12 protein-coding genes are annotated in these 14,959 nt (G+C 70.8%); 10 read left to right on the top strand and 2 right to left on the bottom strand.

Annotation, left to right across the window (positions count from 1 at the left end):
- Nucleotides 1-10: 10 nt before the first annotated feature.
- The 10 genes from ACFVW6_RS27805 to ACFVW6_RS27850 all read left to right on the top strand — a co-directional run bounded on the left by ACFVW6_RS27805 (nt 11) and on the right by ACFVW6_RS27850 (nt 12,887).
- On the top strand, nt 11-1,615 hold the full coding sequence (locus ACFVW6_RS27805) for an MFS transporter (RefSeq protein ID WP_378826181.1): 1,605 nt from the start codon (nt 11-13) through the stop codon (nt 1,613-1,615).
- A gap of 68 nt (nt 1,616-1,683) precedes the next feature.
- On the top strand, nt 1,684-3,522 hold the full coding sequence (locus ACFVW6_RS27810; RefSeq protein WP_378826183.1) for a glycoside hydrolase family 15 protein: 1,839 nt from the start codon (nt 1,684-1,686) through the stop codon (nt 3,520-3,522).
- A gap of 172 nt (nt 3,523-3,694) precedes the next feature.
- On the top strand, nt 3,695-4,126 hold the full coding sequence (locus ACFVW6_RS27815; RefSeq protein WP_355271768.1) for an acetyltransferase: 432 nt from the start codon (nt 3,695-3,697) through the stop codon (nt 4,124-4,126).
- Nucleotides 4,127-4,178: 52 nt separating this feature from the next.
- A complete protein-coding gene (locus ACFVW6_RS27820) occupies nt 4,179-5,498 on the top strand; it encodes a diacylglycerol/lipid kinase family protein (RefSeq protein WP_378826187.1) in 1,320 nt (439 codons plus the stop codon).
- Nucleotides 5,499-5,928: 430 nt separating this feature from the next.
- Nucleotides 5,929-7,350 (top strand): condensation domain-containing protein, encoded by a 1,422-nt coding sequence (locus ACFVW6_RS27825; protein ID WP_378826189.1) that lies wholly within the window; start codon nt 5,929-5,931, stop codon nt 7,348-7,350.
- 4 nt (nt 7,351-7,354) lie between these two features.
- Entirely contained in the window at nt 7,355-8,698 is a 1,344-nt protein-coding gene (locus ACFVW6_RS27830; RefSeq protein WP_378826191.1) for a glycosyltransferase, read from the top strand.
- A complete protein-coding gene (locus tag ACFVW6_RS27835) occupies nt 8,695-9,642 on the top strand; it encodes an ATP-binding cassette domain-containing protein (protein ID WP_378826193.1) in 948 nt (315 codons plus the stop codon). Before ACFVW6_RS27830 ends, ACFVW6_RS27835 begins: the two co-directional genes overlap by 4 nt.
- A gap of 14 nt (nt 9,643-9,656) precedes the next feature.
- Entirely contained in the window at nt 9,657-10,481 is an 825-nt protein-coding gene (locus ACFVW6_RS27840; RefSeq protein WP_378826195.1) for an ABC transporter permease, read from the top strand.
- A gap of 11 nt (nt 10,482-10,492) precedes the next feature.
- The gene (locus ACFVW6_RS27845; protein WP_378826197.1) at nt 10,493-11,860 is read left to right on the top strand and encodes a hypothetical protein; all 1,368 of its coding nucleotides are present in this window, start codon (nt 10,493-10,495) and stop codon (nt 11,858-11,860) included.
- A gap of 73 nt (nt 11,861-11,933) precedes the next feature.
- Nucleotides 11,934-12,887 carry an NAD(P)-dependent alcohol dehydrogenase gene (locus ACFVW6_RS27850; RefSeq protein WP_378826199.1) on the top strand — a complete coding sequence of 318 codons (954 nt, stop codon included), beginning with the start codon at nt 11,934-11,936 and terminating at the stop codon, nt 12,885-12,887.
- Nucleotides 12,888-12,892: 5 nt separating this feature from the next.
- On the opposite strand, the gene ACFVW6_RS27855 is transcribed toward ACFVW6_RS27850, so the two are convergent.
- Both ACFVW6_RS27855 and ACFVW6_RS27860 read right to left on the bottom strand, forming a co-directional pair.
- The gene (locus ACFVW6_RS27855; protein ID WP_378826201.1) at nt 12,893-13,546 is read right to left on the bottom strand and encodes a GntR family transcriptional regulator; all 654 of its coding nucleotides are present in this window, start codon (nt 13,544-13,546) and stop codon (nt 12,893-12,895) included.
- Between the two features lie 150 nt (nt 13,547-13,696).
- Nucleotides 13,697-14,959, bottom strand: a complete 1,263-nt coding sequence (locus tag ACFVW6_RS27860) for an amidohydrolase family protein (RefSeq protein ID WP_378826204.1) — start codon at nt 14,957-14,959, stop codon at nt 13,697-13,699.

Here is a 14,959-nt window from a genome sequence, read left to right on the forward strand (position 1 = left end):
GGAGGACCACGTGTCGGTGCCACCGGTGAAGTCGAGTTCGCTCGTCCTGCTCGTGCTGGCCGCCGGCCAGTTCCTGATGACACTCGACAGTTCGGTGATGAACGTGTCGATGGCCACCGTCGCCCAGGACCTCGACACCACGATCACCGGGATCCAGACCGCCATCACGCTCTACACGCTGGTGATGGCTTCGCTGATGATCACCGGCGGCAAGGTGGGCGCCATCGTCGGCAGGCGCCGGGTGTTCGGGATCGGCCTGGTCATCTACGGCATCGGCTCGTTCGTCACCGGCCTGGCGCCGAATCTGACGATCCTGCTGCTGGGCTGGTCGCTGCTGGAGGGGATCGGCGCGGCCCTGATCATGCCCGCGATCGTCGCCCTGGTCGCGGGCAACTTCCCGCCCGCGCGCCGCTCGGCGGCCTACGGGATGGTGGCGGCGGCGGGCGCGGTCGCCGTCGCCGTCGGACCGCTGCTGGGTGGCGCGGTGACGACGTTCGCGTCGTGGCGCTACGTCTTCTTCGGCGAGGTGGTCATCGTGGTGGCGATCCTGCTGGTGCTGCGCCGCGTCGAGGACGCGCCCGCCGAGCAGGTCCGGCTCGATCTGGTCGGGTCCGTGCTGTCGGTCCTCGGCCTGGGCGCGATCGTGTTCGGCGTGCTGCGGTCGAGTGAATGGGGGTGGGTGCGACCGACCTCCGGCGCGCCCGCGCTGTTCGGGTTGTCGGCGGTCATCTGGCTGATACTCGGCGGCCTGTTCACCATGTATCTGTTCCTGCGCAGGCAGACCTACCTCGTCGACCGGGGCCGCGACCCGCTCGTCGATCCGGCCCTGCTGCGCAACCGGCAGCTCGTCGGCGGGTCGAGCATGTTCTTCGCGCAGTTCGCCGTGCAGGCCGGGGTGTTCTTCACCGTGCCGCTGTTCCTGTCGGTGGTGCTCGAGCTCAGCGCGGTCGAGACCGGGGTGCGCATCCTGCCGCTGTCGGTCGCGCTGGTGCTGGCCGCGATCGGGATCCCCCGCTTCCGGCCGCAGGCCGATCCACGCCGGGTCGTCCGGCTCGGCCTGGGCGTGATCATCGTCGGCGTGCTGATGCTCGCCGCGGGCATGGATCCCGGCGCCGACGCGGCCGTGGTGTCGATCCCGATGCTGCTGATGGGGCTGGGCCTGGGCGCGCTGGCCTCGCAGCTGGGCGCGGTCACGGTCTCGGCCGTGCCCGATTCGCGCAGCTCCGAGGTCGGCGGCATCCAGAACACCGCCACCCAGCTCGGCGCGTCCCTGGGGACCGCGCTGATCGGGTCGATCCTGATCGCGACGCTCACCTCGTCGGTGATCTCGGGCATCCAGCAGAACCCGGCCGTACCCGCCTCCGTGCAGCAACAGGCCACCACCGAGCTGTCGTCGGGCGTGCCCTTCCTGTCGGACCGCCAGCTGTCGGACGCGCTCGACACCGCCGGGATCGACGACGCCACCGCCGAGGCCATCCTGGCCGTCAACACCGATGCCCGCCTCGAAGCACTGCAGGTGGCGTTCGCGGTGACCGCGCTGCTGGCGATCCTGGCGCTGTTCGGCACCGGCCTGCTGCCCCGCCGTCCCGTCACGGGAATCACCCGTTCCGGGTGAGGACCGCGCCGCGGGCGGCTGGTTGGCTGACAGACAGCCGACCGCAGGGCCCGAGGCGAGGAGCGCTCGTGAACGCGTACCCACCCATCGACGAGCACGGCATCGTCGGCGACCTGCAGACCGCGGCGCTGGTGTCGTCCGCCGGAACCATCGACTGGTGGTGCGCGCCCCGCTTCGACTCGCCGAGCGTGTTCGCCTCGCTGCTGGACAGCGCGCGCGGCGGACACTGCTCGATCGCGGTCGACCCGGCCAGCGCGGGCACGGTCCGGCAGTTGTACCTCTCCGACACCGCCATCCTGGTCACCCGGTTCTCCGGACCCGACGGCGTCGGTGAGGTCGCCGATTTCATGGTCCCGATCCCCGGCACCGCGCCCACCGATCGGCATCGGCTCGTCCGCGTCGTGCGGGTGGTGCGCGGCAGCCTGACCTTCACCCTCGAGTGCCGGCCACGCTTCGACTACGCCCGCGCCACCCACACCCTCGAGCAGGTCGACGATCGCACCGCCGTCTTCCGTTCGCCCGCCGCCGATCTGCACCTGCAGGCCACCGAACCAATCGTGCTCGACCCCGACGGCGCGGACGTCACCGCGCGCTTCACCCTGTCCGCGGGGGAACGCGCGGCGGTCGTGCTGACCACCACCGCCCCGGGCGCGGCCGCCTCGGCGGCACCCGAATGGGCCGCCATCGCCACCGAATTCGACCACTGCCGCCACTTCTGGCAGACCTGGTTGCGCTCGTCGACCTATCGCGGCCGCTGGCGCAACATGGTCAACCGCTCGGCGATCACCCTCAAGCTGCTCACCTACGCGCCGACCGGCGCCCCCATCGCCGCGGCCACCATGGGACTCCCCGAGCAGATCGGCGGCGAGCGCAACTGGGACTACCGCTACACCTGGATCCGGGACGCCTCCCTCTCGGTCCGCGCGCTGATGGACCTCGGATTCACCGCGGAGGGCCTCGCTTTCCGGCGCTGGCTACGGGAACGGGTAGACGCGGGCGGCACCGCCTCCGGCGAGCCCCTGCAGATCATGTACCGCGTGGACGGCGATCCGAAGCTCGAGGAGCTGATCCTGCCCCACCTGGAGGGTTACGAGAAGTCGGCGCCGGTGCGGGTGGGCAACGGCGCGGCCGACCAGATCCAGCTCGACATCTACGGCGAGGCCGCCGACGCCCTGGCCCAGGCCACCGACATGGCCGCGATCGCCGGCTGGCGCACCTTCACCGGCCTGATCGACTGGCTCGCCGACCACTGGGACCGGCCCGACGAGGGAATCTGGGAAACCCGCGGTGGACGTCAGGATTTCACCTACAGCCGGCTGATGACCTGGGTGGCCTTCGATCGCAGTATCCGGCTGGCGACCGAGCACGCCCGACCCGCGGACCTGGCCCGCTGGACGGCCGAACGCGACGCGGTCTTCCGGCAGATCATCGAGCGCGGCTGGAGCGAGCGGCGCCAGGCCTTCGTCCAGCACTACGCCACCGATGTTCTCGACGCGTCGCTGCTGCTCATGCCCCGCATGGGATTCCTGTCACCGAACGACCCCATGTGGCTGAGCACCCTCGACGCGATGGACCACGAACTGGTCAGCGACAGCCTGGTCTACCGCTACGACCCCGAGGCCTCCCCCGACGGTCTGCGCGGGACCGAGGGCACCTTCAACCTGTGCAGCTTCCTGTACGTGGAGGCCCTGGCCCGGACCGGCCGCTTGCAGCAGGCCCGCTACGCCTTCGACAAGATGCTGACCTACGCCAATCACGTCGGGCTGTTCGCCGAGGAGATCGGGCCCTCCGGCGAACAACTGGGCAATTTCCCGCAGGCGTTCACGCATCTGGCCCTGATCACCGCCGCGCTCGCTCTCGACGAAGAACTCGACCGCGTCGAGGCGGCGCCCCCGTCGGCGGGCTGATCCCGTGACCACCCGATTCCTTGTTCGGAGGACACTATTTCGGTAAAATCAGTGCGTTCGCGCACCGAATACACACTGCTCGCCGACTTCGCTCTCGGACCGTCGGCGCAATTCTCGGCGATCCATTTCTCGACGGGCACTTTCTTTCCCTCAGCATCCCGAGGAGTCGAGCATGACCAGCAATACCTCGTCGGCGCACCGCGCGCCACCCGAGGAAGAACCCTTCCAGACGCAGGCCATCGCGGAGGGTATTTCCATCACGGCCGCGTGCATGCTGCTCATCTTGGCGGCGGTCTCGATCCTGCAGGGCATTGCCGCGCTGCTGGACGACGAAATATATGTCGCCGGAGTCGAATACGTGTACAAGTTCGACACGACGACCTGGGGATGGATTCATGTCGTGCTCGGGGTGCTGGCGCTGATCGTCGGCGTCGGTCTGGTCCTCGGCGCCACCTGGGGACGGTACAGCGCGCTCGCCGTCGCCGCGCTGGTGATCGTCGCGAACTTCCTGTCCCTGCCCTACTATCCGGCCTGGTCGTTCATCATCATCGGGCTCAGCCTGGTGATCGTCTGGGCGATCTCCACCTGGAGACCACAGCACTGACTCCGCCGGCGCTACCGACATCGCCCCGGCCCGACATGCGGCGGGCCGGGCGATGAGCGCCGACTCCGGTGCGCGGATCCGGATCTGGTCGGCCCGGGCCGCCCTTCTTCTGGCCGCGCTGACCGCGGTGATCCCGGTGCTGTTCGCGGGAGTGGTGGGGACTCTCGGCGTGCTGATCGTGGGCACCGGCGGCGTGGTCGTCACGTTGGCCGCCCTGTACTGGTTCCTGACCAGGTACGGACTGCTGCGCTGGGTGTCGCTGGCGATCGCGGTGCTCTCGCCGATCATCGTCGTCGTGGCCTTCGTGCGGGCCCGGCTGCTGTGGGTGGTGCTGCTCACCGTGGCGGTGGCCCTGCTGGCGCTGCTGTGCGCGCGCGTCGCGCTGCGCACCAGGACCCATCACGCGCCAGCGCCCGACCGGCCCGCCCCGGTGGCCCAGCGCCCGTTCCTCATCATGAACCCGCGCTCCGGGGGCGGGAAGGTGGAGAAGTTCGATCTGCGCCGCCGTGCCGAGGAACTCGGCGCGGAAGTCGCCCTGCTCGAAGGCGATGTCGACGTCGAGACGCTGGCCAGAGACGCCGTCGCCCGGGGCGCGGATCTGCTCGGGGTAGCGGGCGGCGACGGGACCCAGGCGCTGGTGGCGGGCATCGCGGCCGAGCACGACCTGCCGTTCCTGGTGATCAGTGCGGGGACCCGCAATCACTTCGCGATGGACCTCGGCCTGGATCGCGCCGATCCCGCCGCCGGGCTCGATGCCCTCCGCGACGGTGTGGAGCTGCGGGTGGACCTGGGCCGGATCAACGGCCTGCCGTTCGTCAACAACGCCTCGTTCGGCGTCTACGCCGAGATCGTGCGCAGTCCCGCCTATCGCGACGACAAGACCGCGACGGTGCTGCGCCTGCTGCCCGACCTGCTCGCCGGGCACACCGGCAACCGGCTCGTCGCCCGCATCGACGGCACGACGGTCGACGGCCCGCAAGCGATCCTGGTGAGCAACAATCCCTACGGCACCAGCGACCTCGCCGGGCTGAGCCGCCGCGAACGCCTCGATCGCGGCACGCTCGGCGCGGTCACCGTCTCGGTCGCCAACACCCGCGACGCGGTCGGGCTGATCCGCCGCACACGCAGCCGCGGCCTGACCCAGCACACCACCCCGGAAGTCGCCGTCGACACCGACGCGCCACAGATCCCGGTCGGTGTCGACGGCGAGTCCCGCCAGCTCGACACCCCGGTGCGCTGCGTCATCGAACCGGGCGCGCTGCGCGTATGGGTACCGCGCCACCGGCCGGGAACGCCGCCGGCCCCACCCACGATCGATTGGCTCCGGCTGCGCGACTTGGCCATTCGCGGCGACGCCGCGGCACCGCGCTGAACGCCGTCACCGGTTCCGGGTTTACACCCACTGCCATCATGCGTCAGGTGAACGACGGGGAAACAGCACCGGACAACGGACGCCCCGGGCTGTGATGACGCCGACACCGTCGACCGGCCCGGGTGAACAAAAGCATCGGCGGACACCACTGTGCGCAGGTAATTCCATTCCGAAATATTCTGTGCGCCAGCCGTAATCCGCCGACCGCTCGGCACAAAGTGCTGACCGACGAGTTTTGTTCAGCGAAATCGTGATCGCCGTCACAGGAATGAATTCCGCCGTTCCGGCTATACCATCAGATCCGCCGAGGCTTCCCGGGAATATCCGCCGTCGAAGTTCCAGAGCACCAGTGGTGACACATCGACGTGCCCCTTTTTCGAATCCGTCTTCCGCCGCTTCGGCATGTATTCGTCGCGAGGTGAACCCGGTCATGGAATACACCCACCTGTCCGAATTCCAGATCCGTCCCGGCACGTTGTCGATCTGGACGCCCGAACTCCCCCCGGCCGCCTGGCAGCCCGACGACCGTCCGCTGACCAGCGTGCACGCCGGCTACTGCGCCGGGGTCGACCCCGCCGATCCGCGACCGGGCCGTGGGCGCTGGATCGGCACCGTCTTCGAGATGGACGCGCGCCTCGAGCCCGCCGCCTGGCGCGAGACGCTGCGTCGCTGGCATGCCCGACACGAGGGGTTGCGCACCACGGTGCGCGTCGACGCCGTGGGCGAACCGCGCAGACTGCTCGCCCCCGCCACGGCGGTCGGCATCGCCGAGCACCGGGTGGACGGACTCACCGACGGCACCCGAATCAACGAATTCCTGTGCGGCGCACTGGAACTGCGCCTGTCCCCGCTGGTCTGGCCGCATCTGCTCGCCGCGACGGTCGAGCATGCCGCGACCGCGGACTTCACCGTGCTGGTGGCCGCCGATCACTCGGTCATGGACGCCTACTCCCAGGCCATTCTCATTCTCGAGCTGCGCACCCTGTACCGCGAGGTGCTGGCGGGCGAGCAGGCCCGCGAGTCGGCCACCTTCGGTAGTGCCGCCGACTTCGCGGTGGTCGAGCGAGCGGCCGCCGCCGAGCTCGACGCCGACTCGCCCGCGGTAACGACCTGGCGGGAGTTCCTCGCCGGTGGCGACGGCACCATGCCGCGGTTCGCCCCGCACGCGCACCGGCCGGCACCGGCCGACCTGGCGCAGCCGAGTGTGTCGCGCCGGGTGCTCGAGCTCGACCAGCTCGAACGGGTCGAGGCGGTCCTCGACCAGGTGCGGCACCGGATGTCGGTGGCGGTGTTCGCCGCGCTGGCGGTGGCCCATCAGCGCCGGTTCGGCGCGGAGCGGATGCGCACCATCATGCCGATCGCGACCCGGCCCGATCTGCGCTGGCTGGAGTCGATGGGCTGGTTCGTCAATGTCGTCCCGGTCGACATCCGGGTGGAGCCCGAGGCGGGGATGGCCGCCGCCCTGGAGACCGCGCGCACGGCGCTGCGCCGGTCGCGGACCGCGAACGACGCGTCCTGGTCCCGGGTACTGGAGGTCCTCGGGGTCGCGGAGACGCCCCGGTTCGGCATCTCCTTCCTCGATATCCGGGTGCTGCCCGGCTACGAGCTCGTCGCCGACCTGCGTGGCCGGACCCTGCGGGCGGAGTCGTACTCCACCGACGAGGTATTCCTGTGGGTCGTGCGGGCCGCCGACGGCCTCTACGTATCCACCCGGTATCCGGCGGGCCTGCCCGCCGAGGTGATGGACGAGTTCCTCACCGCGTTCGGCGCGGCGCTCGCGGAGGTCACCGCTGCGGTCCACCTCGACGCGCCCGCGCCCGCCGCGGCGCCGGTCGTCGCGCAGGCGGTGTGAGCCGATGCGGGCACTGCTGGCCTTCACCGGCAGCCGGGGCGACGCCCAGCCCGGCATCCTGCTGGCGCGCGCGCTGATCGCCCGGGGCCACGAGGTGACCCTCGCGCTCGCCCCCAACCTCGTCGGGTTCGCGACCGAGCACGGGGTCCCCGCCGTCGGGTTCGGCTGCGACAGCGCCGCGCTCTTGCGTGCCCAGCGCACCGACCCCCGATTCGGCGCCCGGAATCCGTGGGCACGGGTGCGGGCGGTGCTCGACCTGCAGCGACGTGGCGTGCCGGAGATGCTCACCGACCTGCGCGAGCTGGTGCCGGGTCACGACGTGGTGGTGGCGGGCATGGCGGGTGAGGAGGCCGCCGCCGTGGTGGCGCGCGAGGCCGGGCTGCCGTTCGCGGCGATGCACTTCTTCCCGATCCAGGCCACAACCGTCGTCCCGGTGGTTCCGGCGCGGTGGGCGGAGCGGATTCCGGGTGTCGTGCACCGCTGGGGCTGGTCGGTGCTCGCCCGCGCCAGGGCCGCCGCGCTGGCGCCGGTGCTGCCCGCGGGCGAACCGCCGGCCCGGGTGCGTATCCAGGCCTACGATCCCGCGCTGTTCCCCGGTCTGCGCGACGAACTGCCCGGACCGTTCACCGGCTTTCCGGTCGACGTCGACGGTGTGCTCACCACACCGCCGACAGCCGATCACCGCTGCGACGGCCTCCGGATCGACGGGCCTCGCGGTTCGGCGGAGGGTTCGTTCCCGTCGAACGAAACCCTCAGGGCTGCCGGTGATTCCCCCTCCGACACCACGATCGCGGTTCGCCGGTGGCTGGCGGCTGGCCCCGCACCGATCTATGTGGGCTTCGGCTCGATGGATGTCGGGGATCCCGTCGCGTTCGTCGCCATGCTGCGTGCGGTCTGCGCGCGGCGGGGCCGGCGGCTGTTGCTGGCCTCGGGGTGGGCCGCGATCACGCCCTCCCTCGATGCCCAGGTGGCCGTCGTCGATCAGGTCGACCACGCCGAGGTGCTGCCGCAGTGCGTGGCGGCCGTGCACCACGGCGGCGCGGGCACCACCGCGGCCGCGTTGAGAGCCGGTGTGCCGCAGGTCATCTGCTCCGTCCAGGCCGACCAGCCCTACTGGGGGCAGGCACTCCAGCGACTCGGTCTGGCGGCGACCGCGCCCGCGCGCACGCTCACCGCCGCGCGCCTCGGCGCACTGCTCGACCGGATCTCGACCCCCGACGTCCGTCGCGGGGTCACCGATTACGCCGCGACGTTCACCACCGACGGGGTCGCGCGCGCCGCCGACACCGTCGAGGCGCTCGCCCCGCTCACCTCCGAATTCGTCCACGCCGCAGGGAGACTGCCATGAACCCCGAGATCGCCATCCGGATCACCGGACTCGGCAAGTCCTACGGCGACTTCACCGCCGTCGGTGCCGTCGACCTCACCGTCACCGCGGGCACGGTCTTCGCCCTGCTCGGCCCCAACGGCGCGGGCAAGACCACCACCGTGCGAATGCTCGCGACCCTGGTGCGCCCCGATCGCGGCAGCGCCGAGATCTTCGGCTACGACATCGTGCGCGAGGCCACCGCGGTGCGCTCGATGATCGGGCTCACCGGCCAGTACGCCTCCGTCGACGAAACCCTCACCGCCGGTGAGAATCTGCGGCTGTTCGGGCGCTTGCTGGGGCTCTCGCGTCGCGAGGCCGCCGCCCGCAGCGCCGAACTGCTCGAGGAGTTCGAGCTGAGCGCGGTCACCGATCGTCCGGTCGGCCAGTTCTCCGGCGGGATGCGGCGGCGCCTCGACCTGGCCGCCACCCTGATCACCGATCCCCCGCTGATCTTCCTCGACGAACCGACCACCGGCCTGGACCCGCACACCCGCGACCGCATGTGGGGCATCATCCGCAAGCTCGTGGCACGCGGCGCGACCGTGCTGCTCACCACCCAGTACCTCGAGGAAGCCGACGCGCTGGCCGACCGGATCGCCGTCATCGATCGGGGCGCCATCGTCGCCGAGGGCACCGCCGCCGAACTCAAAGCCTCCATCGGCGATCAGGTGCTGCGCCTGGAACTCGCCGATGTGGCTCAGTCCGCGCACGCGGAGGCCATCGTCGCCGACCTCACGGGCGAGGTGCCGGAGGGATCCTCGGCCGGGATCCTCACCGTCGCGCTCGCGGACGCGGGCACTGCCGCCGACATCGTCGCCGCCTGCCGGGCCGCTGGCATCGCGCTGCGCGGCTTCGCCGTCGACCGACCCGACCTGAACGAGGTGTTCCTCGCTCTCACCGGCACGGCCCGCGCCGCCGCCTGATCACGGAGACCACCATGACCGTCACCATCGCCGAGATCGCCGCCCCCGCGACGATCGATCGCCGCCCCCGGGTCACCCACGTGAGCCTGCGCGCCGCGCTGTTCCAGTCCCTGCTGATGGCCTGGCGTGGCCTGCTCACCTTCCGGCACAGCCCCCAGCTGCTCTACGACGCCCTGCTGCTGCCGATCGTCGGACCGCTGCTGTTCGGCAGCATCTTCGGCACCGCCATCGCGGGCAGCATGGAGGCCTACCTGCCGATTCTGATCCCGGGCGTGCTGGTGCAGATCGTGCTCACCTCCTCGGTCGCCACCGGCGTGCAGCTGTCCGAGGACATCAGGTCGGGGGTGTTCGACCGGTTCGTCGCCATGCCGATCGCCAGGTCGGCCCCCGTCGCCGGTGCGTTGCTCGCCGGCGCGACCCGGTATGTGATCGCCGCGACCACGGTGGTGATCGTCGGCTTCGCCATGGGCTACCGGCCCGCGCATCCGCTCGGATTCCTCGCCGGCGCGGTGCTGGTCGTGCTGGCGACCACGGCGATCAGCTGGCTGTTCGCGTTCATCGGGGTCACCGTGTCGCGGCCCGCCGCCGTGCAGGGCATGTCGATGCTGGTGCTGACGTTCCTGAGTTTCGCCTCCAACGCCTTGGTGCCGGAGGAGTCGATGCCCACCTGGCTCGCCTACGTCTCCGACTACAACCCCGTGTCGTATCTGGTGTCGGCGGTGCGCACGCTCGCCGAGGACGGCGCGATCGGCGCCGACGCCTGCTGGTCGGTGGTGGCCTCGCTCGTCGTCGTCGCCGTGTTCGCGCCCCTGACCGTCCGCACACTGCGCGCCCGCTGAGAGGAGCCACCATGACACTCACCGCCCCCGCGATCACCCCCGCGGCCGCCGTCAACCGGCTCACCGCCGACGACGACCTGTTCCTGAAACTGCACAGCCTCTACGGCAACGCGCTGGTCAACCAGCTCGCCTGGCGATTCGACGAACCGCTGAGCCGGGAGCTGCTCGAGCGCTTCCACGCCCAGCTCGCCCACGGCTTCCTGGCCCGCCGGGTCCAGGGCACCCGGGTGCCCTTCGCCCGCCCGTACTGGATGCCTGCCGCCGCCTCGATCCCGCTCGGCTGGGACACGGTGCCGGTCACCGAAGACGAGGTCCTGGACTGGTACTTCGCCCAGAGCCGAGTCGATTTCGACCCCACGGCCGGGTCGGTGTGGCGGTTGTCCGCCGCGCCGACCACCACGGGCGGCACCTTGGTGTCGCTGGTGACCTCGCATGTGGCCTCCGACGGCGGCGCGGTGCTGTTCGCCGTCGGTGACGCGCTGGCCCGCCTGGCCGAAGAGCCCGATCGGACCGTGAGCTCCGGGAGCCTCGTAGGCCGGGCACCCCGGAATACGGTCGGCGCGAACATCTCCGACGCCGTGTTCCAGCTCCGGGCCGTCGCGCGGGGAATCCGGGCCGCTCTCGCGGCGCGCGCCGTCACCGAGCCCGGCCGTACTCCCCGACCGGCGGACCCCGAGCTGCCGCTGCCGGATCGCTGGTCGCCCGCCGATGCCGTCGTGCAGCTGTCCCTTGACCAGTGGAACTCCATCGCCGCCACGCATTCCGGCACCACCAACGGACTCCTGATCGCCCTCGGCGCGGGCCTGCTCGGCCGCAGCGGGCGCGTCGGCGACGCCGCCGACATCCGCGTCGACATCCCCCATTCGATGCGCACCGCCGACGACCCGCGCGCGAATGCCACCACCGGCCTGCCGATCTCGGTCCGCTACCGTGCCACCGACCGCATCGACCTCGGCGCGGTCAGGACGGCGGTCAAGCGAGCCGCGACCGCCTACCGCGACCCGGCCACCACCCCCGCCCTCCAGCATCTGCAACCGCTCCAGATGATCCTGCCCCGCTTCGTCCTGCGTCACTTCGCCCGGACCGCCACCGCACCGGAGTGCCTGTGCACCAATCTCGGCGAGACCGCCCAGGGTGTCGCCGACTTCGCCGGTCACCGGGCCGCCGCCGTCCTCATGCGCCCGGTCGTGTGCACCAACGATCCCGCCATGTTCCGCCGAGTGGAGGTCGGCGTGAACCTCTCCTTCTCCACCGACGGCCGCACCGTGACCCTCGCCGTCACCGGCGCCGACCCCGACCGCTTCCCGACCCGCCACGCGCTGCGGGCCCTCCTCACCGCCGAATTCGACTTCTGGGGATTGACACCGCACTACTGGTGATCCGAGCGCGGTGCAGTGCTTCGACTAGAATTCGTGGCGTGTCAGGCTGTCACCGGATGCCCTCGGAGACCTCGTGAAAGCCGTCGTCTACGACCGCTACGGCGGTCCGGAAGTGCTGTCTCTCACCGACGTTCCCGTACCCGAGCCCGCCGCGGACCAGGTACTCATCCGCGTGCGCGCGACCGCGCTGAACCTCTCGGACTGGGAGAGTCTGCGTGGGACGCCGTTCTATTCGCGGATCGGCGGCTTGCGGGCACCGCGCCGAGGCATTCTCGGCTCCGATATCGCGGGCGTGATCGAGGCCGTCGGGTCGTCGGTGGCCGGGTTCGCGCCGGGTGACGCGGTGTACAGCGACAATCTCGTGCACAAGGGCGGATTCGCCGAATACGCCGTCGCGCCCGCGTCCACGGTGGCCCACAAGCCGCCGGAACTGGGTTTCGCCGAGGCCGCCGCACTGCCGCAGTCAGGGGCGATCGCGCTCCAGGGCACCGCGGGCATCACCTCGGGGATGTCGGTGCTGATCAACGGCGCGGGCGGCGGGACGGGCGCGTTCGCGATCCAGCTGGCCAGGCGAGCGGGCGCCCGGGTGACCGGCGTCGACAACGCCGGCAAACTCGATTTCCTGCGCGCGCTCGGCGCCGACGAGGTCCTCGACTACCGCGTCACGGACTTCACCCGCACCGGCCCCTACGACCGGATACTCGACCTCGTCGCCCTCCGATCGGTCTTCGCCTACCGGCGTGCGCTGGCGCGCGGCGGTAGGTACCGCTGCGTCGGCGGGACCACCCGGGCTGTGCTGCGCACCGCGACCGCGGGCGCGCTCCTCGGCCTGGTCACCGGACGTTCGCTCGGCGTACTCGTCGTCAAGGAGGGGCCTGCGCATTTCGAGCCGCTGGCGCGCATGTGCGTCGCGGGCAAGATCGACATCCACCTCGACCGCACCTTCCCGCTCGAGGAGGCGCCGCTCGCCTTGGCCTACGTCGGCGCGGGCCGCGCACTCGGGAAAGTGGTGGTCGAAATCGACTGAGCGCTTTACTCGCCGAGGAGGTCGCCCGCGGTGCGGAGGGTGCCCTTGAAGTGCTCGAGGTAGAGCTGGATCGCGGTGTCGGCATCGCGGTCGAGGTAGGCGTGCAGCAGCGCGCGATGTTCGGCTTCGGCTTCCGGTCGGCGGGCGACCTGCTCACCGAGCGAGAGCCGGATGTAGAGCATCGCGATGTCGTCGAGTCGGTGCAGGATGCCGGTCAGGTGCTGAGTGCGGCTGGCGCCGTCGAGCGCGCGATGGAAGCTGCGATTGAGCAGACTCCATTCGGAGTCGTCGGCGGTGGCCTCCATCTGGTTCAGGATCAGTTCGCAGGCGCTGAGTTCGCGCGCGGTGATCGACCGCACCCCCAGCTCCGTAGCCATCGGAATGAGCCGTTGCCGGATCGCGAAGACCTCGCGGAGTTCCTCGGCGGTCGGGGTGTGCACGATCGCGCCGCGAAACCTGTCGACATCGACGAGCCCCTCGGTGGCCAGTTCTCGCAATGCCTCGCGCACCGGAGTGATGCTCACCTTCATCGCCGCGGCGATCTCGGATTGCGCCAGCCGGCTGCCGGGCTCGCATCGGCCCGACAAGATATCCCTGCGCAATCTTTCCGCGACAGCTTCTTGCGCGGTTCTCGGTGTGACATCTTCCAGACCACGCATTCGTGATCAACCCCTCCGGTCTCTGTGTCGGTGCCCGGCGGGTTCGGCCGGTGCGGGCACGCACCGGCCGAACATTACCGGTTCGAGTAGGTATCTCCTGTCAGCGTATTCGCGCGCCGAACGACCTCGCCTGTCCGACGCCGAGGCGGGTCACGCCGGCGCCAGCCACGACTCGACCCGGGTGGTCGCCACGACGCGGCCGCCGTGCAGGACCCATCGTGGAGCCGGGGTCAGGCGCAACGATTCCGCCGCGGTCGCGGTGGGCAGCACGACCAGGTCCGCGCGGTCACCGACCTCGAGACCGTAGCCGTCGAGCCGGACCGCGGCCGCGGCGTCGGTGGTGACCATGTCCAGGGTCCTGGCGATGCCCGCGGGGTGGGACAGGTGGGCGACGTGGGCGACATACTTGGCGACTTCGAGCTGGCTGGGTATCCCGAAGGGATAGTAGGGGTCGTCCACGTCGTCCTGGGCGGCGATGACCCGCACGCCCGCGGCGAGGAGCTCGCCGACCCGGGTGGCTCCGCGCCGGACCAGCCCGCGATCCTCCCGGCCCTGCAGAACGAGGCTGATGTGCGGGTTGGTGCAGATGGTCAGCCCGGCGTCGGCGCACAGTGCGATCACCTTGCGCGCGTAGGTGTGGTCGTAGGCGCCGAGCGCGCCCACATGGCCGACGATGACCCGGGGCCCCCATCCGGTCTCGCCGGCGATCGTGGCGATCTGTTCGAGGCTGCGCGCGCTCGGGTCGTCGGTGTCGTCGGCGAGGAAGTGGACGTCGAGGTCGTTGTCGATGGCCAGCTGGTAGCAGGTCTCGACATGTTTGCGGCTCAGCGCCTCGTCCTTCTCCATCTGTGGACAGCCGGCGACCACGTCGATTCCGGCGGCCACGGCGTCCTGGAGCAGGCTCAGCGAACCCCGCGCGCCGAAGATGCCTTCCTGGGTGAAGCCGGTGACCTGGATGCGGACGCGATCACTGTAGGTCTTGCGCAGTCCGAGGAGGGCTTCGACGCCGGCCGACCCGCCGAGTGAATCGACGTCGGTCATGGCACGGATGAAGCCGGCGCCGTGGACGACAGCATTGTCGAGCACTTCGCTCGCGCGGCGGGTGATGTCGGCGACGGAATAGTTGCGCTTGAGCGGCCAGGTCGCGGCCAGCCCCTCCTGGATGGTGCCGGTGATGTCGGCGGGGAGCTGGTCGCCGAGGCGGGTCTTGTCCAGGTGGAGGTGGGTGTTGACGAACGAGGGCAGGACCAGCCCGCCCCCCGCGTCGAGTTCGGTGCCGGTCGTCGCCGGCGCCTCACCGGCCCGGTGGCGTCCGGTGATTCGGTCGCCGGTGACGGTGAGGTCGACGAGGTCGCCGGAGCGCGTGCGCGCCGAGCGGATGCGGACCTCGGACGGTGGGGCCGTGGTGTGCAC

It is taken from the genome of Nocardia sp. NPDC058244 (assembly GCF_042882065.1).
Taxonomy (GTDB): domain Bacteria; phylum Actinomycetota; class Actinomycetes; order Mycobacteriales; family Mycobacteriaceae; genus Nocardia.